The sequence below is a fragment of the Pirellulales bacterium genome, from assembly GCA_035499655.1.
Taxonomy (GTDB): Bacteria; Planctomycetota; Planctomycetia; order Pirellulales; family JADZDJ01; genus DATJYL01.
On the sequence record DATJYL010000214.1, the window covers coordinates 64,813 to 84,619 of the forward strand.

Annotated in this window: 14 protein-coding genes and 5 tRNA genes; 4 read left to right on the forward strand and 15 right to left on the reverse strand. The window is 56.0% G+C overall.

Features of this window, described 5'->3' with window-relative positions:
* Window positions 1–14 precede the first annotated feature (14 nt).
* From rplK to VMJ32_16450, 10 genes are all read right to left on the reverse strand, one after another.
* Window positions 15–440: a 50S ribosomal protein L11 gene (rplK, locus tag VMJ32_16405; GenBank protein ID HTQ40610.1), complete on the reverse strand. Its 426-nt coding sequence runs from the start codon at window positions 438–440 to the stop codon at window positions 15–17.
* A 67-nt stretch (window positions 441–507) separates the two neighbouring features.
* Window positions 508–1,320 carry a transcription termination/antitermination protein NusG gene (gene nusG, locus VMJ32_16410; protein ID HTQ40611.1) on the reverse strand — a complete coding sequence of 271 codons (813 nt, stop codon included), beginning with the start codon at window positions 1,318–1,320 and terminating at the stop codon, window positions 508–510.
* Between the two features lie 16 nt (window positions 1,321–1,336).
* Complete coding sequence (gene secE / locus VMJ32_16415; protein HTQ40612.1) at window positions 1,337–1,861, reverse strand: preprotein translocase subunit SecE; 525 nt, start codon at window positions 1,859–1,861, stop codon at window positions 1,337–1,339.
* A gap of 112 nt (window positions 1,862–1,973) precedes the next feature.
* Window positions 1,974–2,049: transfer RNA gene (locus VMJ32_16420), tRNA-Trp, on the reverse strand.
* 33 nt (window positions 2,050–2,082) lie between these two features.
* Window positions 2,083–3,282 (reverse strand): elongation factor Tu, encoded by a 1,200-nt coding sequence (tuf, locus tag VMJ32_16425; GenBank protein HTQ40613.1) that lies wholly within the window; start codon window positions 3,280–3,282, stop codon window positions 2,083–2,085.
* A 166-nt stretch (window positions 3,283–3,448) separates the two neighbouring features.
* A tRNA-Thr gene (locus tag VMJ32_16430) sits at window positions 3,449–3,521 on the reverse strand.
* Window positions 3,522–3,729: 208 nt separating this feature from the next.
* Window positions 3,730–3,800: transfer RNA gene (locus VMJ32_16435), tRNA-Gly, on the reverse strand.
* A gap of 168 nt (window positions 3,801–3,968) precedes the next feature.
* Window positions 3,969–4,050, reverse strand: a tRNA-Tyr gene (locus VMJ32_16440).
* 49 nt (window positions 4,051–4,099) lie between these two features.
* Window positions 4,100–4,172, reverse strand: a tRNA-Thr gene (locus tag VMJ32_16445).
* A gap of 247 nt (window positions 4,173–4,419) precedes the next feature.
* The gene (locus VMJ32_16450; protein HTQ40614.1) at window positions 4,420–6,090 is read right to left on the reverse strand and encodes a sigma-70 family RNA polymerase sigma factor; all 1,671 of its coding nucleotides are present in this window, start codon (window positions 6,088–6,090) and stop codon (window positions 4,420–4,422) included.
* A gap of 786 nt (window positions 6,091–6,876) precedes the next feature.
* Between VMJ32_16450 and VMJ32_16455 the strand changes: the two genes are divergently transcribed.
* The 3 genes from VMJ32_16455 (at window position 6,877) to metF (ending at window position 11,002) form a co-directional block, all read left to right on the forward strand.
* Window positions 6,877–8,325 carry a hypothetical protein gene (locus VMJ32_16455; GenBank protein ID HTQ40615.1) on the forward strand — a complete coding sequence of 483 codons (1,449 nt, stop codon included), beginning with the start codon at window positions 6,877–6,879 and terminating at the stop codon, window positions 8,323–8,325.
* Window positions 8,326–8,426: 101 nt separating this feature from the next.
* On the forward strand, window positions 8,427–9,782 hold the full coding sequence (locus tag VMJ32_16460) for a putative sugar nucleotidyl transferase (protein HTQ40616.1): 1,356 nt from the start codon (window positions 8,427–8,429) through the stop codon (window positions 9,780–9,782).
* Between the two features lie 350 nt (window positions 9,783–10,132).
* On the forward strand, window positions 10,133–11,002 hold the full coding sequence (gene metF / locus VMJ32_16465) for a methylenetetrahydrofolate reductase [NAD(P)H] (protein ID HTQ40617.1): 870 nt from the start codon (window positions 10,133–10,135) through the stop codon (window positions 11,000–11,002).
* 122 nt (window positions 11,003–11,124) lie between these two features.
* Here metF and VMJ32_16470 read toward each other — a convergent pair whose 3' ends face one another.
* Entirely contained in the window at window positions 11,125–12,339 is a 1,215-nt protein-coding gene (locus tag VMJ32_16470; GenBank protein ID HTQ40618.1) for a DUF1559 domain-containing protein, read from the reverse strand.
* Window positions 12,340–13,132: 793 nt separating this feature from the next.
* On the opposite strand from VMJ32_16470, the gene VMJ32_16475 reads away from it, so the two are divergent.
* Entirely contained in the window at window positions 13,133–14,581 is a 1,449-nt protein-coding gene (locus VMJ32_16475; GenBank protein ID HTQ40619.1) for a GGDEF domain-containing protein, read from the forward strand.
* A 71-nt stretch (window positions 14,582–14,652) separates the two neighbouring features.
* Here VMJ32_16475 and VMJ32_16480 read toward each other — a convergent pair whose 3' ends face one another.
* The 4 genes from VMJ32_16480 to VMJ32_16495 form a co-directional block, all read right to left on the reverse strand.
* Window positions 14,653–15,099 carry a transcriptional repressor gene (locus VMJ32_16480; protein ID HTQ40620.1) on the reverse strand — a complete coding sequence of 149 codons (447 nt, stop codon included), beginning with the start codon at window positions 15,097–15,099 and terminating at the stop codon, window positions 14,653–14,655.
* A gap of 171 nt (window positions 15,100–15,270) precedes the next feature.
* The gene (locus VMJ32_16485; protein HTQ40621.1) at window positions 15,271–16,329 is read right to left on the reverse strand and encodes a sigma-54 dependent transcriptional regulator; all 1,059 of its coding nucleotides are present in this window, start codon (window positions 16,327–16,329) and stop codon (window positions 15,271–15,273) included.
* A 123-nt stretch (window positions 16,330–16,452) separates the two neighbouring features.
* Window positions 16,453–19,371 carry a glycosyl hydrolase gene (locus VMJ32_16490; protein ID HTQ40622.1) on the reverse strand — a complete coding sequence of 973 codons (2,919 nt, stop codon included), beginning with the start codon at window positions 19,369–19,371 and terminating at the stop codon, window positions 16,453–16,455.
* Window positions 19,372–19,412: 41 nt separating this feature from the next.
* Entirely contained in the window at window positions 19,413–19,769 is a 357-nt protein-coding gene (locus VMJ32_16495) for a four helix bundle protein (GenBank protein HTQ40623.1), read from the reverse strand.
* Between the last annotated feature and the right edge of the window lie 38 nt (window positions 19,770–19,807).

The following is a 19,807-nucleotide window of genomic DNA, read 5'->3' on the forward strand; positions in this document are numbered from 1 at the left end:
CTATCTCTGCGCCCTCATCCCTCAACCTCAATTCCCATGCTGCGGGCCGTCCCTTCGATCATCCGCCGGGCATGATCGGGATCGGTGGCGTTCAGATCGGCAGCCTTCAGTTTCACAATTTTGTCCAACTGTTCTTTCTTCACCTTGCCGACTTTTTCCTTGTTCGGCACGCCCGAGCCTTTGGCAATGCCGGCCGCTTGCTTGAGCAGGGCGGCCGCTGGTGGGCTTTTGCAAACAAAGTCGAAGCTGCGGTCGTTGTACACATTCACCACTACGGGAATGGCCATGCCGCCGGCATCGCGCGTCCGTTCGTTAAATTGCTGTACGAACTGACCCAAGTTGATGCCGAATTTACCCAGCGAGGTGCCGACCGGTGGCGCAGGCGTGGCCTGCCCGCCGGGCACTTGAAATTTCGTCGTTCCAACAAGTTGCTTGGCCATGTTTTTGTATTAGGTTGCGCCGCCTGGAGGCGGCGGCTAAACGGATTGTTTCAAATGCAAACTTCAATTACAGCGGCTCGATTTGCCAATGCTCCAATTCCACTGGCGTGGGTCGACCGAAAATGTTGATAATCACGCTCACGCGGCCGCTGGCTTCGTTGATGGCGTCCACTTCTCCTTCAAAATTCTCGAACGTGCCTTCGTTGATTTTGACCCGATCTCCCTTTTTCACGCGAATATTCAGCCGCGGCGCGTCGTCCGTTTTTTCCTCAGTCTTGGAGATAATTTTCGCAATGTCCTGGGGGGCCATGGGCGAGGGCCGGCCAATCGAGCCGGTGAAATCACCAATGCCCGCCGTGTCGCGCACCAGGTACCACGTGTCGTCGTTGATCTCCATCTGCACGACCAGGTACCCCGGATACAGCTTTCGTTTGACGACCTTCTTTTTTCCGCCTTTGAATTCGGTGACCGTTTCAATCGGCACAATAATGTCGCCGAAGTACTTACCCAGTCCGGCCCGTTCCACGTTGCGTTTCAATCCTTCTCGAATGGAATCTTCCCGGTTGCTTTGCACCTTGAGGATGTACCACTCCATTTTGACCGGCCGGTCGTCATCTTCCACGGCTACGGCAATGCCCTTGGGCTCATGTTCCGGCTCGAGCTCCGGCTCGGGCTCCGGGGACTGAACAGATTCGGCCGCTTCAATATCATCACCCCCGGTTGCATCCGGCGCATGGCTGGCGGGACCCGTGGGCGCGGCCGCGGTGACAACATCCCGTGGCGCGGCATCATCCGGCGGCAACTGCCCGGGCGCAACGCTACCCGCGCCGCCCGCAGACGGGTTTGAAACATTCTCCGTGTTTTCCCAAACATCATTCACGTTATTTACTGCCCTGTTACATGTGCAGCAGACCCAACAAAAAGCTCCAAAACGTGTCGTAAAACCACAACAGCACGGCAAATCCGATAATGGTGAAAATGACCACCATCGAACTGCGAATCAGTTCGTGCCGCGTCGGCCAGGAAACCTTGGTCATTTCCGCCTCCACGGCAATCAAAAAATCCGCAAACCGCGGCAAGTTCACCAACCGATAAACAAGCCACCCGCCCACAACCAAAATGGCAAACGGGACGCCATACTTCAAACCCGAACGATGCGCAAATTCGCTCAACCGCCATGCGCCCAGAGCAATCGCTGCCAGCAACGCAAAAAACGTAATTTGTCGGATGACGCGTCCTTGGCTGCGCTTGTACACCCCCAACTGAAATAACCAATGCGTGCCCGCGGTCATGCGGCGATCCTTCTTTCGTTTTGCGACTTCGCTCCGATTGCTGACCGACCGGGCCGAACTCTCGGCTCCGTTTTGTTTATCTTCTTCCGTATGTTCTTCGTGGTCTGCCGTGACGTGTTGTTTGGACATAATGGTTACCTCGTGCATCCTGCACCACCGAACGTGGTAAGTGGTGAGTTCCGCCAGTGGTGAGTACATCCACCGCCCGAACTCACCACTCACCGATTCACCACACACCGACTGGCAGGGGCGAAGGGACTTGAACCCCCAACCGCTGGTTTTGGAGACCAGTGCTCTGCCAATTGAGCTACACCCCTAGGTTAAATCCGAAGCTCCAAATCCGATTGACTTCATGCCAATATTTTGGTCACCACGCCCGACCCGACCGTGCGACCACCCTCGCGGATGGCAAACCGCACGCCATCGTCCATGGCGATGGGATATCCTAATTCCACGCTCAACCGGGCGTTATCGCCGGGCATGCACATTTCCGCCCCGCCCACCAACTGTGCACTGCCGGTCACGTCCGTGGTGCGGAAATAAAACTGCGGTTTGTAACCGGAGAAAAACGGAGTGTGACGCCCGCCTTCTTCTTTGCTCAGCACGTATACTTCGCACTCAAACTTGGTGTGCGGCGTAATGGAGCCGGGCTTGGCCAGCACTTGGCCGCGCTCAATTTCCTCGCGCTTGATGCCGCGGAGCAGGCAACCCACGTTGTCGCCCGCCTGGCCCGTGTCCAGGGTTTTGTTGAACATTTCCACGCCGGTCACCACGACCTTGCGCTTGTCGGGGCTAAGGCCGACAATTTCCACTTCCTCACCGACTTTCACCACGCCGCGTTCCACACGACCGGTGGCCACGGTGCCGCGGCCTTCGATCGAGAACACGTCTTCCACGGCCATCAAAAACGGCTTGTCGATTTCGCGCACCGGCTCGGGAATGTATTTGTCGATGGCGTCCATCAGTTCGCCAATGCATTTGTTGGCCTTTTCGTCCTTAGGATTATCCAGCGCCGGCTTGGCCGCGCCGCGAATAATCGGAATTTCGTCGCCCGGGAAACCGTACTTGGTCAGCAGTTCGCGAATTTCCAATTCCACCAACTCCAGCAATTCCGGATCGTCCACCAGGTCGACCTTGTTCAAAAACACCACCAACGCCGGCACACCCACTTGGCGCGCGAGCAAAATGTGTTCACGGGTTTGCGGCATGGGGCCGTCGGCGGCCGAAACCACCAAAATCGCCCCGTCCATTTGCGCGGCGCCGGTGATCATATTTTTGATGAAGTCGGCGTGGCCCGGACAATCAATATGGGCATAGTGCCGCTTGTCGGTTTCGTACTCAACGTGGCTGACGGCGATGGTCACGGTTTTCGTTTCATCGCGCACCGTACCACCTTTGGCAATGTCGGAGTACGACTTAATGCTCGCTTTGCCTTTGGTCGCTTGCACCGCCAAAATGGAGGCGGTCAGGGTCGTTTTGCCGTGGTCAATGTGGCCGATCGTGCCAACATTGACGTGCGGCTTGGTCCGTTGAAATGTGTCCTTGGCCATTCTTTCTCCCTACGATGAAAAACCAGCGATTAAAAAATTGTCAAAATCACAATCTGTCTTGCAAACATCTGGCCCCCTTGTGGGCTCCATTCAAAAATAAATCTGGTGCTGAATCGATGGGCAATAGTTCCGTGGTTAATACACAATTCCAACGATTCGGCGTCAGAGCTGCTGAAGGGACTTGAACCCTTGACCTCGTCCTTACCAAGGACGCGCTCTACCAACTGAGCTACAGCAGCGGGTGACACTCCCTTGCGACAATGTTTCGGCAACACCCTGTTACGGCAACACTGCGCTGCGGCGTTCCCGCGCACGTGCGGCTCATTTCCCGATTTGTCACGGACTAAACTGCTGTAGTTGAATGTGGTCTCGGCGATGGTTGGTTAGCAATAAAATTTGTTCCCCGTTCGTATTCAAAATTCTCTTCACCCAATTTTCCAATCCACAAGCGGGTGATGGGAATCGAACCCACGTGGCCAGCTTGGAAGGCTGGGGCTTTACCATTAAGCTACACCCGCGTGAGTTCATGACGAATGACGAAATCTAAATGACCAGTGATGCATGAGTCACCAAGCAGCATTGTCCTGTTTAATGACGCTTAGCAAGGATTGCCGTTTTGGTCATTGAGATTTGGTCATTCGTCATTCCTTCGTCATTCGTGCTTCGTCGTTCGTCATTTCAAACAATGGGGGGTAAAGGATTCGAACCTTTGAAGGCAGTGCCACCAGATTTACAGTCTGGCCCCTTTGACCGCTCGGGAAACCCCCCTCGATTTGTCACGACTTCCGTCTCGCTGGCCAGCCGCCAACTGACGACGAGCTAGCGGAGGGACTCGAACCCACAACCTGCGGTTTACAAAACCGCTGCTCTGCCGGTTGAGCTACGCTAGCCTGCGAGGAGGGCTACGAAAACCACTAAATATAACAGTCTGGCCGTCGGTTGCAATACGGCTAGGCGCGATTTTTGCACGCCTTTATGCCAGCACGTCAAAAACCGTTAAACTCAATCGTGCCAACAGCCTGTAAAGTTTGAAGTCGCCGCCCAATTCCTCAGCGGCTGCCCCCTACAACTCCACTGGCCAGCCACGCCAAAGTTTTGGAAGAAGTTAGCGAAAATGGGCGCTGCGGGATGCCGCAATTATTCGCCCGGCACTTCAATCTTTTCCTCGGTGGCCGCTTGACGCAATTTTGCCAAGGCCCGGGCTTCGATCTGCCGCACGCGCTCTTTCGTGACGCCCATTTCCTGGCCCACTTCTTTCAAAGTCAGCGGTTCCAGAGTGTGATCTAAGCCGAAACGGCTGATGATGATTTTCTGCTCTCGATCATCCAGCTTTTCCAAAATGCGGCCAATTTGGTGCTCTCGTGTCGATTGCGCCGATTCCTGCCCGTATTGGTCGCTCCGCGCGTCGGCCGTCGCACCGAACATTTCGCTCTGGCTGGTCCGGAACCGGTCCAGCCGACGATGCTCGTCCGGAATCGTTCGGGCAAAATTCTTCATGATCGCCCAACTGGCGTACGTGCTGAATTTGTTGCCCCGGGCGTAATCGAACTTCTCCGCCGCTCGAATCAGCGACATATTTCCGTCGCTGACCAGCTCGAAGAAATTATCGGTCGGGCCCACATGGCGCTTAGCGATCGAAACCACCAACCGCAGGTTCGCCCGCACAATTTGATTCTTCACACCCACCGCTTGGTCGTACAGCCGCTCAATTTCGTCCATGTCGCTGCTGCGCGCATGGGCGGGGTCCAATCGTTGGCGCAACTTGCTGGCTTTGTATTTCAAGTAATTAAACTTGCGGAACAAGTAACCTTCCTGTTCCCGGGTCAACAGCGGCACTTCGTACAGGCTGGCCAAATACGGCGGCAGGCCAGAAGGTAACCGCACCTTTTTCGCAGCCGGTTGATCAAGCTGCGGCATCGGGCCGAGAATGGTTTTCTCGGCGCCTTCCCGGCCAAAGTATGGATTGGGCATGTAATCCAGCGGCAATTCCAAAATCCGCTGGGCCCGCATCTCGTTTACGATGCGGTAAATGCTGGTTTTCGTGCGGCAATAGCGCTTGGCCAATTCTTCCACCGGCACGTCGCGGCGATATTGCTCGTAAATTTTTTGCTTGGTTTCGTCTGTCAGCGGCCCCACGTTGGTCGGAAAAATCGCCAACTCCGGATGCTCCTGATCAAACTGCTTCAGCGTGTACCGAATGGTCTCCGCGCTGCGGTTCATCTTCAGCGCAATCCGGCGGGCAATGTCCGAAGGGCAACCCCCGGCGGCCGCCAACCGACGGGCACGGCTGATAATTTCATCACGCTCCGTATCCGACATCTGGCTGAAGTTGGAGCCCCGCCGCACGCGGTCCGTATTCTCTCCCACAAACCGTTCGACACTGCTGCGCAAAAAGCCCACGCGCTTCCGGCCGTCGAACACAAATCGCCGGCTTACCAAGCCCTGTTGTCGCCAGCGCGAAATGGTTTTGGTCGAAACATTAAATTTCTGCGCCAACTCTTCCACCGTGAGCACTTCTTCGCCCGCCGCATCAGCCTTCACCGAAGCGGCTTCGGTCAGGTCTTCCACCAGTAAACGCAAATCGTGACTAGCCTGATCGCCGGTCAATTTGGAATTGGCAAACGAAGTCGGCCGGAAGTCGGTAATGCGGAAGCACAAATAGTCGTACGGATAGACTTTGCTGGCATCGATCTCCGCCAGCAACCGCTCGGCACGATTCGCCTGTTCCATTTGCTGATCGCGCGGAGCAAAGCGCACTTGCTGATCACGCAACTGTCGAAGAATCGGATTGATGTAATTTGCATTCATGGCTGGGCCCCTTTCAATTTGACCCTGCCGGAAATCCCTGCTGTGTTAGCCCGGCGGATTTATTTCCGTAAATCTTTACTGCAAAGGCTATTGGGACAATCTGCATTGGCAAATCGTCAAATCTCTCCTGTTCGCTGAAAATCAAGGAATCGTTTAAGCCGCCTCCGTCCGCCAACTGCCATTTTTGTCGCATTGTGCGACACTCTATCCAGCATTTGTCGCAATTTGAGGCAGCTTTTTACGTTCTGAAATCTAACGGAAAAGTGACTTCTAATTGGCCTTTGTTACAAATCAATTGAACTAACCGGCAATACCCTGTCTTGCGTCTCCTAGTTTTACGAAACCAACTGTCCGATGGTCTATCCGAAACTTCGCCGTGCGATGTGATATCTAAGACACCAACCATCAAAGTCGGTTCATTTTCAATGGGTTTTTCGAATGTATCCTTTGTCCAATTAAAAGTTTACATCATTTTCAAAGATCAGGTTTGGAAATCATAAGTCCAAGCTCTTTCGAGCCGATTTAGGCTCTGTTGCCTTGAATTCCACCCGTGAACTCACTGAACCACGCTGCCTAAAACGGTCGATTTAACCGAAATACTGTCTCTCCTTGGCAAACTTTGTTGGCAGTCTAGCTGCCAGCTCTGCACATCGTGGGCGGATTTGCCAAAAGGAGCAAACGTCATGCCCTTGGCTCCTTTTACATGTTCGATGTGCCCCGTTAGGGGTTTCCTTTCGATCGATCGACCGTACGTCCTTAGATGCCGCCCATGGGCCGGAGGTTCTCATGAAAGTGGTTCCCCGTCATAAATTTGTGCTTTCGAGCATTCGCTCATCCCTGATCATGGGCCTTGTCCTGGTTAGTTTTGGCACAAGCGGGTTGACTGTCGGCCAAGCCATCGCGGCCGACGAATCATGTTCCCTGAAGTCGCCCAAGCCCGATGGCGTTCCCATTCAGGTCGCAGCCAAGCTGGAAGTGGGCGGCCAACTGAAACTCGCCGCCGGCGCCAGTACCACGTCATTGAGCGACGACAACAAAATCCAATCCGTCCCCATGAGCGTGGTGGCGCAGTTCGCTTACGACGAACAGCGCCTCGACGACGGCAGCAGCCAAACCCACCGCCTGGCCATTCGCCGTTACGACGATGCCCAAGCGGTCATCAAAATCGCCAGCAAAATCACCAAGCCGCAATTACGCGATAATCGCAAACTCATCGCCGCTGTCGCCAACGAGCATACGGCATTTCTTTCCGCGCCGGCCGGGCCGCTCACACGGGACGAACTGGAACTCATCGACGTGCCTGCCAACACGCTCATCCTGGACGAGCTGCTGCCGCAGGCCGAAGTTGAAGTGGGCCACCGCTGGAAGCCGTCCGACGATGTGCTGGCCCGCTTCCTCTGCCTCGATGCCGTCGGTCACACCGAAGTGGAGTGCGTGCTCGCCGGCGTAAAAGATGGCGTGGCCGAAATCACGTTCGAGGGTCCTTTGGGCGGCGCCATCGATGGCGTGGCCACCGACATCGAACTGAAAGGCAAGCTGCTGTACGACATGGAGCATCAACTGCCCAAGACGCTCTTGTTGGCGATTAAGGAACAGCGCGGCATTGGCCACGTCGGCACCGGGCTCGATGTCGTGGCGAAGATGAAGCTGACCGTCGCCCCACAGCCCGATTCCAAATTGCTCACCCCCGACGTCGTGCAAGCGGCCAAGCTCCCCGATTCCGATGTCGCACCGCCGCTGGAATACATTGCCGACGACAAAAGCTTTCGCTTCGTGTACGACCGCCGCTGGCATCTCACCCGTGACGACCCCGATCTGGCCGTCATGCGGCTCATCGATCGCGGCGACCTACTCGCCCAATGCAACATCGCGGCCACCACCATCGATACGCAAAAGCCGTTGGAACTGGCCGAATTCCAAACCGATGTACAACAGGCCCTGGGCAAAATGTTCACCAAATTCCTTCGCGCCAAGGAAAGCTCCACTTCCTCGGGCCTACGCATTCTGCAATCTAGCGCTGAAGGAACCGCCGAAGATTTGCCCATCCAATGGCGCTATTATCTGGTGAATAATGAGCACGGCCGGGCGTTAAACATCATCTTTACCATGGAAACCCCGCTGGCCGATCAATTCCACGATCAGGATCTGCCCATTTTGGAAAGCGTGGAATTCACCGACTCCAAGCCCGCCACCAGCCAGGCCGCAAAACCCGACAAACAGTCGGTTTCGCGATAAAATCAGGTTTCACGCGCCCAATACCATCTGTTGGTTCCGGACGGTAAGTTATGATGATCTACCGTGAGCCGGGAAATAATTTCCCGGATCGGAGGCCATCGATGCAAATCGTGTTGTTTGAAGACGAACTAACCGCTCGCCTTGCCCCGCTGGCCTGCGCCGAGCCGGCCTTCGCCATCACCTGCGGCGGGTACAAACTCATCCAGCTCATCAGCAGCCTGGGCCAAGAATTCACCCTGGTTCGCAACCATTTAGCCCGCGTCGAGGCGGAAACTTTTCCCCAGCGTGTGCTACTGCAAAATCCACTGATTGGACCCGTGTTATTTGTCAACGCACGGCTGGTCCCGTCGATCGCTGTCTTTCAGCGGCTAAAAGCTCTGGCCGAAACCGGCCGCGAAGGCGTGGTTTTGGCCGGCGAGCAAAAAGATGCCGTTGCTGCCGCACTCGTCAATTGCGATTCACGCCCGAAAGCCCTGGGAATACAACCCCTGGGCTTAGAGCGAGTTGTTCCGCTCATTAAATCGTTCAACCTTCCGTCGATGGCCGTCGATTTGCCGTTGTTTGAATACCCGCACGATGTGCTCCGCCATCACCTGGCTTGTTGCCGTGAAGATTTGGAACATCGTGTTCGCACTGGCCCGCCGCAAAGTTATCCCACGGCCGGCGGTCCCGCGGGCAGCCATCCGGCAACCGCGCATCCCGGCTATCGTGAAGTCCGCGACGGCGTGTTCGTGGCCGAAAAAGTTACGCTGGGCGAGCATCTTGTTACCGACACCAAAAACGGACCCATCGTCATCGATCACGAAGCCGCCGTCGGCCCGTTCTGCTTTCTGCGCGGCCCGGTTTACATTGGGCCTTGCGCCCGGGTGAACGAACATGCCGCCCTCAAAGATTGCGTTTCTCTGGGGCACCACACAAAAGTCGGCGGCGAGGTCGAAGGCTGCATCATCGAACCTTTCAGCAACAAGCAGCATCATGGCTTTTTAGGCCACAGTTACGTCGGCAGTTGGGTGAACATCGGCGCCGGCACTTGCAACAGCGATTTGAAAAACACCTACGGCACCGTGAACATGGAATATCCGGACACCGCGGGGCAAATTCAAAAAATGTCCACCGGCCTGCAGTTCGTCGGTTGCTTCATCGGCGATTATGCCAAAACCGCCATCAACACCAGCATTTTCACGGGCAAAACCATCGGTGTCTGCAGCCTGGTGTATGGATTTGTGACCACCAACGTGCCCAGCTTTTGCAATTACGCCCGCTCGTTGGCGCATCCTGGGGCCGCCGCAGATTCGGGCATAACCGATTTACCCGCCGAAGTCATGATTTCCATCCAGCGCCGCATGTTTTCCCGCCGCCAAACCCCGCAGCGCGACTGCGATGTCCAATTGATCCGCGACCTGTACACCCAAGCCCAGCAGCAGCGCACACTGCCGCACGAACTGCCCGCGCTGTGAACATCGACGAAGCAAATTCACCGCAAAGACACAAAGGCACAGAGCAGCAATGACCCGATGAAACCGCAGAGTCGTCGAGATAAAGATGGAGAATCTATAAGCCACAGATGAACACAGATAAACGAGATAAACGCAGATTACAAAACGAAAAGAAACGGAGTCATGCTGATTTACAATTGCTATGAAAGGATCAGTGAAGGTGGACAAATCATTAACCATCTTGCCTGCCTTCATCTGTGTTCATCCTTTTCATCCGTGTTCAACTGTGGTTTCTAGACTCTGCATCCTTTGCGATTAAACTACAAAACTGCTGCTCCGTGTCTCTGTGCCTCCGTGGTTAAACTAAAGCCATGAAATTCGCCCAAGCCTACGGCCCGGGAAAATTTGGCCTGTCGTTCGAGTTGTCTCCGCCGAAGACTCTGGCCGGCGAGGAATCGTTGTGGCGGCATCTGGACGAGTTGATGGCGTTCGCTCCCAATTTGGTCACGTGCACCTACGGGGCCGGGGGCAGCACGCGCGATAAAACCCTGGAAATTGTCGCGGAAGTGCGTCGCCGGCACGGTTGCTCAGTCGCCGCGCACTTAACCTGCGTGGGCGCCACGGTCGATCAATTGCGGTCGTATTTGAAAGCGGCCGCCGAGCGCGGAATCGAAAACATCGTGGCCCTGCGGGGCGATCCGCCGCACGGAGAAACCGCGTTCCAACCCATTGCCGGCGGATTACGCTACGCCAACGAGCTGGTGGCCCTCATCCGCCGCGAATTTCCGCAGTTTGGCATCGCCGTGGCCGGCTACCCCGAAACACATCAAGAAGCGCCCAGCTCCCAGGCCGATTTGCAAAATCTGCACCGCAAAGTAGCCGCCGGCGGCGAAGTGGTCATCACGCAAGTATTCTATGATAATGCCGATTTCTTTCGTTTCCGCCGCGAGTGCCTGGCGCTGAACATCACCGCGCCGATTGTGCCGGGCATTTTGCCGATCACGAATTTGGCCCAAGTGCAGCGGATTACGTCGTTGTGCAAAGCCCGCTTGCCTATCCAACTGCTAGAGCGATTAACCGCCGCCGGCGATGATGAAGCCGCTCAGTTCGAAGTCGGCGTAGAACATGCCACGGCCCAAGTGCAGGAACTGCTGGCAGCCGGCGTGCCGGGCATTCACTTTTACGTGCTCAACAAATCCCCGGCCACCGTCCGCGTGCTCAAGGCCGTCCGGACGAAGTGAAACGCATGTTCGTGCAGCCATTTTCCAAGCCGACGGCTCGGCCGTCGGTCCCGACGACAAAGTCGTCGGCTTGGACAGGACTGAAAAATGGTACCACCAAATGAATCGCGACCTAAGTTCAACTAAAAGCCGATCACTGCGTCGTCCAAAATTTTGCTGTCGTTGCGCTCGCCCAAGTAGCGGTGAGTCAGCGGGTCAATCGATACCGAAATGCTGCGAACTGCCCCGTCGCAGAACACGAAATTCACAATCCCGCTATGTGGGCTGCCAAACAAACAACCGTACAAACCGCTGGCGGGAGCGCCTGGGTCTGCCTGGTCGTTGAGCATGGCAATATTAGGCACTTGCGCAGTGCCAGCGAGAGTCGCTTGGTTGGGGTCGGTTGGATCGACGCCATTGCTGCTCACCGTGTAGCTGGCCGGAAACACTACGGTGTTACGGTAATTATCTGGCCCCATGCCGCCGTACATGTTGCCATCGTCCGATAAATAATTACCGTCCTCAATATGCTTGCGATCGACGAATTTTTCCCCAAACAAATAGGTTTTGCTTTCGCCATCTTTCACGACACCAGGCGTAATGTTGCTACGCTGAAACACGACGCCGGACCAAGTATCAGCACTGAATGGCGTGGTGCTCACATTTCCATTGTTGTCTTTGTAAGCAGTCGGATAGTCAGTTCCCGACGTCATAAAGCAGCCGTATTGAGCGGCGTTGTCTTGTGTCACGGTGCCAGTATTGGCTGACGCCGATTGAGTGCTCGATACATACCTCACGCCGGCGTTGGCCGCGTAATCGCCACGCGCCACTTTGTTGTTGGCCAACCCTCCGCCAGCACTAGTAAGATCAACGGTACCAGTTTGGAACGGATCGCGGATATATGCACCCAGTTGGTTAGGCCAGGTTTGTACGGAGCGACGGGTAGGGCAAGTCATAATCGACTGGGTGGTCGAGACCTGGCGCGCGATGTCAGTTTGGATTTGTTGGTCAGTAAGGCCTGACGAGCCTTGACCTAAATCGTGGAGGTTGCCCCCTTCTAAATAGGGAAGTAAGTTATAAACCCAGCCGCCGGGTTGCTTAACGCTGTTACCAGCATCTGCAAAGCCGACCCAGTACTGTCCCCATCCCCCCGTTACGTAATGGTTAGTTTTAGATACACACTCGATGTTCGCGTATCCCAAATTCTTCAAGTTACTTTTGCATTGCGTATTGCGCCCTTGTTCACGCGCTGCGTTAATGGCCGGCAGCAACAGCGACATCAACACGCCGATGATGGAAATGACAACCAACAATTCGACCAACGTGAAACCAGGACGAAACATCCTAGAGCGAGACATATTGATTACCCTCGCGCGATGGCGCGTGTTGAAAGCTACAGCCCCTGCCACGAACAAGACTCTCCGTTCCCAAACTTCACCCACTTCGCAACGACCGCGTTGCACACTGCTGACGCCCCTCAGCCGTGCTTACTTACTCCTCTTCTCCTGCCGCTCCAATCGGCCAACGAATGCGGCCACGGCGGGAGTCTACCTTGTAATGTACCAAGTTCGCCCCGGCCAATGCAAATACTATTTTGCCATCACTCCGTAATTTCCGTAGAATTTCGTTTGGGGAGAGGCCAAAATTTAGCCTGCCGGCCCAGGCAATGGCGGTGCGGATCAATGCGAGAAAGACCTGGCTCCAGGCGACGAATCTCCAGGCCGTTGTCCATCCAATCGTTCGAACTAGGATCTTGGCGCTGTACCCCACTTATGGCAGGGGGTGATTATGTGCAATCTAACGGCGATGCTGCTTTAATTTATTTGCCATAAAAGACATCGGTTTTTGACTCCACGCCCTATCATTGTACATTCAAATATAAACAAAAACGAATAAGTTTTTAGCGTCTTCAAACCGGTTCCACTTGAACCCCCGCGGAAAAGCACTCTCCCTGAAGGTGCCGCGACGTTCGAACTCCCCTAATTTCCACTGAGCTTTGCCCAACCCAGCATGGATACTCTTTTCGGTCTTGCTTCGTTTCTGTCCGGTTCCAGCACCCTTTTGGCCATGGGGTTGCTGATGTCCCTGTCCGCTTTGCTGATGGGCCTTGCCCTCGGCTGGTGGCTTCGCGGCAGATCCCGGCGCGCCGCAATGCCCGCGAAAACTATCCCCCAAACCGACGGCGAACTTCCCCAGACCGATTTCGAGGAGGCCGAACACGCTTCGTCGAATTTGCAAGAATTGGCCCAGTGCGTCAAAGCCGAGGTCGGCGCGCATTCCTCGAAAGTCGAAGACATCACCCCCGAACTCAATGCCCAGCAAAGTCTCGGCTCATCACAGGAAGCAGACGTACTGGAGGCCACGAGAACCCTGTCCGCTCATCAACACCTGAAGGAGCGGCTCCTTACGGCCGAATTGAAGCTCGAGCAGCAAGCCGAGCAAATTCAACTGTACGCCGCTCATGCCCTGACCGATGTTCTCACGACTTTGGGAAACCGCCGCGCCCTCGATGCCGAGCTGCTCCGCCGCACCGCCGAATTCCAGCGGCACGGCACCCCTTATTCCCTGCTGATGATCGACGTCGATCACTTCAAAAAACTCAACGATCTCCACGGACACTTGGCCGGTGACGAAGTGCTCCGTCTGATTGCGCACACCTTGAAAACCACCATTCGCGCCTCGGATTTCGTGGCCCGTTACGGTGGCGAGGAGTTCGCCGTCGTCATGCCGCATACGACGCTTTCCGAGGCGGCCGAAGGGGCCCAGCGCCTGCGGTCCGGAGTCGAACAGGCCGTTTACAATCACGAAGGCTGTCAGCTGAATGTGACGATTAGCATCGGCGTGGCGGAAATTTCCGCCGGCCAAGACCCTTCCACGTTCGTGCAATGCGCCGACGAAGCGCTATATGCCGCCAAGCAGGCTGGCCGGAATCAGGCGCAACGCCATCGCAAATCACCGCCTCCAGCTACTCCTGCCCCCAATTCCCAGGCATTACGGTTTGCGGTAGAAGCTGGAGCCGCTATAACGTCGGCAAACACTCCATTATCCGCACTCATCACGAACGATGGACGCACCGACAACCAGACCGGGCTGCCCAATCGAACCGCCTTTTGCGAAGACATTCGACGCCGCTTGTCCGAAGCGCAAAGGCATGGCAACCGCCTATCGCTAATGTTTGTCCGCATCGACAGTTTCGACGCCTTGGCGTCACGCCACGGCGCTGCGGCCGCTGATTTAATCCTGCGTACGTGCGTTCAGTTCCTAAGCTCCGTCATGCGCGAAATGGATTTTGTCGCCCGCTACCAAACCGATGTGTTTGGAATCATTTTGCCGGGCACAACGCTGGCGCAGGCCGCCGGCGCCGGCGATCGACTCCGCGTGGCCATCGAATGTTGCCCGGTGTTGCTGGCCGATAAAAACATTCGCTTTACCGTCAGCGCCGGCGTCGCCGAGGCTCAACCAGGCGAAGATTTGGTGTCATTCATCACTCGGACCGAAGCCGCCAAAACCGCTGCCTGCCGCGGCGGCGGAAACAAAATTCGCTGCCACAACGGTCTGACCGTTGAAGCCCCCTCGCAACCGGTGGCCGCCAACAGCTAAAACCGAATGCGGCTTGTCCAAGGCACTTTCACCCCAGCCTTTCTCGGAAGGAAAGGCAGCATTCTGCTGGACTAGGAACACTGCTCGCAGCGCCCTTTTAGCAACACCTCGGTAATTTTACCGATGGGCGATTGCTTGCTCCCCGGCGCCGGTTTGATGTTCACGCTCACGCTCGACAGGCACGTCACGTCGCCGCAATCGACGCACACAAAATGCGGATGGTCACGCTCATGGCCGCCCCCGGCTCGCCGCAGCTCGAACCGCCACACATGGTCGCCCAATTCCACCCGCGTTACCAGCCCGGCCTCAGTCAGTTCGATTAAATTCCGATAAATGGTCGCCCGATCGAAGCCCTGGGGCCGCAGCACCTCGGCCACCTGGGCATGGGTCAGCGGCCGTGTGGCATGGATCAAATGCTGCATCACCCATAGTCGTGCGGCCGTACAGCGCAACCCCGATGCGCGCAGCCGCTGCCGCACTTTTTCCAGCGACGGTAACGCAGTCAATGTTTTTCGCATGAAATAATTCTACCACGGAGACACCGAGACACGGAGCCGGCAATTGCAGAATGACCAACGACGAAGCCCCAATGACCAATGACACGACGAATAATTGGTCATTGGGATTTGGTCATTGGTGATTCATTCATCATTCATCATTCGTCATTAGACATTTTCGGTATTCACCCTTCATCCCTCCGCCCCTTCCTCTTCCAGACCATATTCCTTAAGTTTTTTGTGCAATGTGTTGCGGTTAATGCCCAGCCGGCTGGCCGCTTTGGTTTGAATGTTGTCGCACGAGGTCATCACTTGCGCAATCAGTTCCCGCTCCAGGCGATTTACAATTTTCGTATACAGGCTGTCTTCGTTCGGACCGGCCCCGTTCAAACCCTGCTGCACCAATTCGTAGGTCAAGGTTTCCACGTCGGCCCCACGAACCCGGCTGGTCCGCGGTTGCTTTTCGCCCAACAGCGTGGCCGGCAGTAAATCACAAACCAATTCGTCCCCCGTAGCCATCACCACGGCCCGCTCGATCACGTTTTGCAATTCGCGCACGTTGCCCGGCCAATGATAATCCTGCAGCGCCTCCAAGGCCCGCTTTTCCACGTGCGCCACGTAGCGGTCGTTCTCTTCGTTGTAGTACGTGAGAAAATGGCCCACCAATTCCGGTATGTCTTCACGCCGTTGCCGCAAGGGCGGTAGATGTATCGGCACCACGTTCAGCCGGTAATACAAATCCTCACGGAATTCGTCTTTGTCGACCAATTCCTGCAAATCACGGTTGCTGGCCGCAATGACCCGCACGTCGACCCGGATGGTTTGCGTATCGCCCACCCGTTCGAACTCGCGCTCCTGCAACACCCGCAGCAGCTTCACTTGCAGCTTGGGCGTGGTGGAGTTGATTTCGTCCAAAAAAATCGTCCCCGTGTGCGCCGCTTCAAACCGCCCCGTTCGATTGGCCACCGCTCCGGTAAACGATCCCCGCACGTGGCCGAACAGTTCGCTTTCCAGCAGGCTTTCCACCAACCCGCCGCAATTCACGCGCACAAACGGCCCCGTTCCGCGCGTGCTGTTCTGATGCACCGCCTTGGCGATCAATTCCTTTCCCGTGCCGGTTTCTCCCAATAGCAATACCGAAGCCTGCGAGCGCGCCACTTGGCGCGTAAGACGATACACGTCCTGCATCGCTTTGCCGGAACCGATGATGCCTTTAATCGGCGGGCCAGATTGTGGATCGAGTGGCGGCATGAGCGAAAGGGTTCAGGAATCGGGGTTCAGGGTTCAAGAGCGGGCGTCGAGGATCGAGTTCAAAATGCTTTTCTTATCACCATCCGCTTGCGGTTTAGCCGCGACCCGTTAGGCGAGCGCTCATCACCGCGCACTCGGTTCAAATTTCTCCAGCGGCGTCATGGTCACCGGTCCCATCAATCCCGACGCGCGTGGCTCCCATTTGGCGGCGGAAAACACGTTGTTCGATCCACGATTCGCCGGATCTCGGGCCGCCACATTGGCGTTGTAGAACCGTTTCCACTGCACGTCGTGCTGGTCCATGTCGGCAATCCGGTTGGCCATTAAGTTCGAGACCGAAATCTCCAGCGTGTTGTCACCCTGCAATTGATCGGCGGGAATGTCGACGCAAAACGGCGCGCCAATCAGCGTGGCCAACTCCTTTCCATTCAACGTCACCCGCGCGCTATCGGCCACTTTTCCCAAATCCAGCCGCCAACTCGTCACGGCAGCATCCGAAGCGGTTGGCTTGGCGAACTTCAGCGTGTATTTCGCCGTGCCCGAAAACGCCTTTCCCGCGTCTCCGTTCCACTGGGTCCACGATTGCAATTTGTCGCTCTGCGCGGCGTCGCTCTGCGCGGTGTCAATCTGCACCGCCGCCGGCAGCTCCGGCCCGCCTTTGATAAAAGTAATGTCCCATTTCCCCGTCAGCGGCTGTGCTTCATCGTGCGGGCGAACGTACTGCCACTGCGCACCGCCCGGCGACAATTGAAAAGTTTTAATCAGGCACGATTGCCCGGCCGCCAACTGCAAATAAACTTCCGATCCATGCGCTGGGCCTGGCCGCACCGCGCCCAGGCCAATGGCGCCGGTCATCGGATCGAAAAGCGCAGCAAATTTTGCTTCCGCCGTCAGCGGCGCCCAACCGTCGATCGGTTTGTCTCCCTGATTCACCACGAAATAAACCCGGCTGCCGTCCCCTTGGCGGCGAACGTATTGCAAACCCTGTTTCACCATCGTTTCCGGAAGAATTGCCGCCTGCGCCAGCAAGTCGGGCAGCTTCGGTCCAATCAAAATCTGGCCTGAACCAAAATGGAAATCGTTGACATCGCCGGCTTTGGCTTCCGCCGCCGGCAGCGATTTCAGCAGTGTTTGAAATGCCGCCCGCCGCTTGTCCAAATCGTTCCAGCCAGGTACGTCGGTCGGCAAAGCTTTCTCCACAATGATCGTCGCTCCTTGCTGCGCAAGGTAAAACAACTTCTCCAGCGTCGCCAAAGGCAGGTATTTCGTCTCCGGCAGCACAATCGCTCGGTAACTCACTCCGCCGGTGCGCAGCGCGCCATCAGCAAACGTCACGCTATTCAACTGTCGGTCGGAAACAAAATCGAAGCTGTAACCGGCTTTCAGCAAAACGCGACCAGTGCCTTGGGCCGGAAAGTTTCCGCCAATCGGAAAGTGGGGCAGCGTCCCATCGCCAGGCTGCATCCAGCGATCGTAAAACGGCGCGTACACCAGCACATCGTTGTCGGGCTGGCCGGCCTGCAAAAAAGACTGGCAGCGCTCCACGTATTTGTTCAGCGCCGCAAAATCATCCCACCACGAATTTGCCGGACAAAACTCCACGGCCGCGTAAAACAAAAATCCAGGCCAGGCCTCATCCGGCGGCGAGTACGGCGTGCCGTGATACAAAATGTGGTTGATGCCCGCCAGCAGCGTCGTGTTGATCCGCTCTTGGGCGTGGGCCAGCGTCGTCAGAAAATGGTCGTCCAGCCAGGTGCACGTTTCGCTCGACGCCAACCGCTTGCCCAGCACATGGGCCGCCGACGAGGCGTACATCATCGCCACTTGCATGTTCAATTCGCCTTCCGCGCCTCCCGGATTGCCGAAGCCCTCGGTCTCGGGAATATCGGCCGCGCCGTACAAATCAAGCACGTTGCCTGGCGAGCCATGCGCTTGGTTGCGGATAATTTTGCCGTGTCCGGCGGCCCATTGCCGCCATGTCGAGGTGAAATTGTCGAGCAATAAATCGGAAATGGTTTCGCGATAATCGCACAACAGCCGCGTGTATTCGTCGCCGCTTTTTGCGCCCAACAGCGTCGGCAAGTGCGGCCGCAAATCGTAACCGCGGCGATGCTGAAATTCGTCAAAAAAATGCGGCGTGAAGTTCGCCTCGCCCGAGGTGCCGTTATCGATTTCGAACGAATCGCAAAAAAAAGCCCGGAAGTTGTCCAGCTTCTGGTCTTTCAGCGCTTCGTCGAGCTTTGCCAAATAATGGCTGATCGCTTCGGTGCTAAAATGATCGGGGGTGTGGCCCTCGCCGCCGGGAGCCGCCCGTTTGACCATCCGGCTGTGCAGGCCGTTGAACACGGCGTACAACGTCCACGTGCCGGAATCGGCCGGGGCGGTCCAATCCAACTTCCCATCTGCGGCAACTTTGTCCGTCAGATTCAACGGCTCGCCCCCTTGGTCGGAAAACGCCATCAACAGGTTCAGCTTGAGCGGATCAGGCATTTTTAAGTTTTCGATCGCCAACTTTTGCAAATCGGGCGTGTCGCCGAACGGTTCCTTGATTTGCGAAATGTTCACGCTCCGCGGGCTGATCATTGCTTTTTCGATCATCGTGACCGGCTCGCTCAACTTCTCGCCGGCTTTCACCGTGAACGTTTTGTGAGCCAGATATTTGCAAGTGTCGTCGGGCGTGACCCAGGGTCCGCCGAATGGCCAGCCCGTGCCTGTGGTCATGTCGATCACCAGGCCCAACCGTTTGCCTTCCTTCAGCACGTATTCGAAGCGGCTAACCCACTCGGGCGATAAGTAGCGAATGAATTTGTCTTCTTCGCCTTTGACGCCGTAAATGGGCGTAATTTCCAGGCCGCCCAACCCCGCCGCCGCGTATTGTTCCATCGCCGTTTTCAAACCGTCTTCGGTCGTGATGTTCCCCAGCCACCACCACCGGCTCCAGGGCTTGGTTTCCGCCGTTGCCGTCGGCCACGCCAAATCCGCGGCCCGAGCAATGGCTGTTGTGCTTACTATCAATAAAATTAAAAAAGTCAGTCGGCGCATAAATGGGGAATGTGGAATGGGGAGGGGGGAATACGGATAGTTTAGCCGCCACGTCTTTTAAGAGTTCGTATGGAGGCAACGATGATCTTCAGCAGTTCCTCTGTTTCCTGACGCAACGATGATAACCGCGCCGCTGGTACAATTCCTGATTCAATTAGCAGTTCGAACCACAGCAACGACTCATCCAACTCTCCTTCGACAATGCCCAATTTCGATCGCATTTCGGCGTTGGAGCGGCCACGACTGGCTTCCCGATAATTCGCCGCCACGCCCGTCCCCGAGCGCAGGAGTTGCTTCCCCATGATTTGCGCTTCTATAGTCTTGGGGAGTTTGGTAAACATGCGAATGACACGCAGTGCAAATTGTTTTGTTCTTTGCTCGAGTTCTGAATTTCTCATTTAGATTTCTTCTCCGCAAATAAAGATCAGCCGCTTGA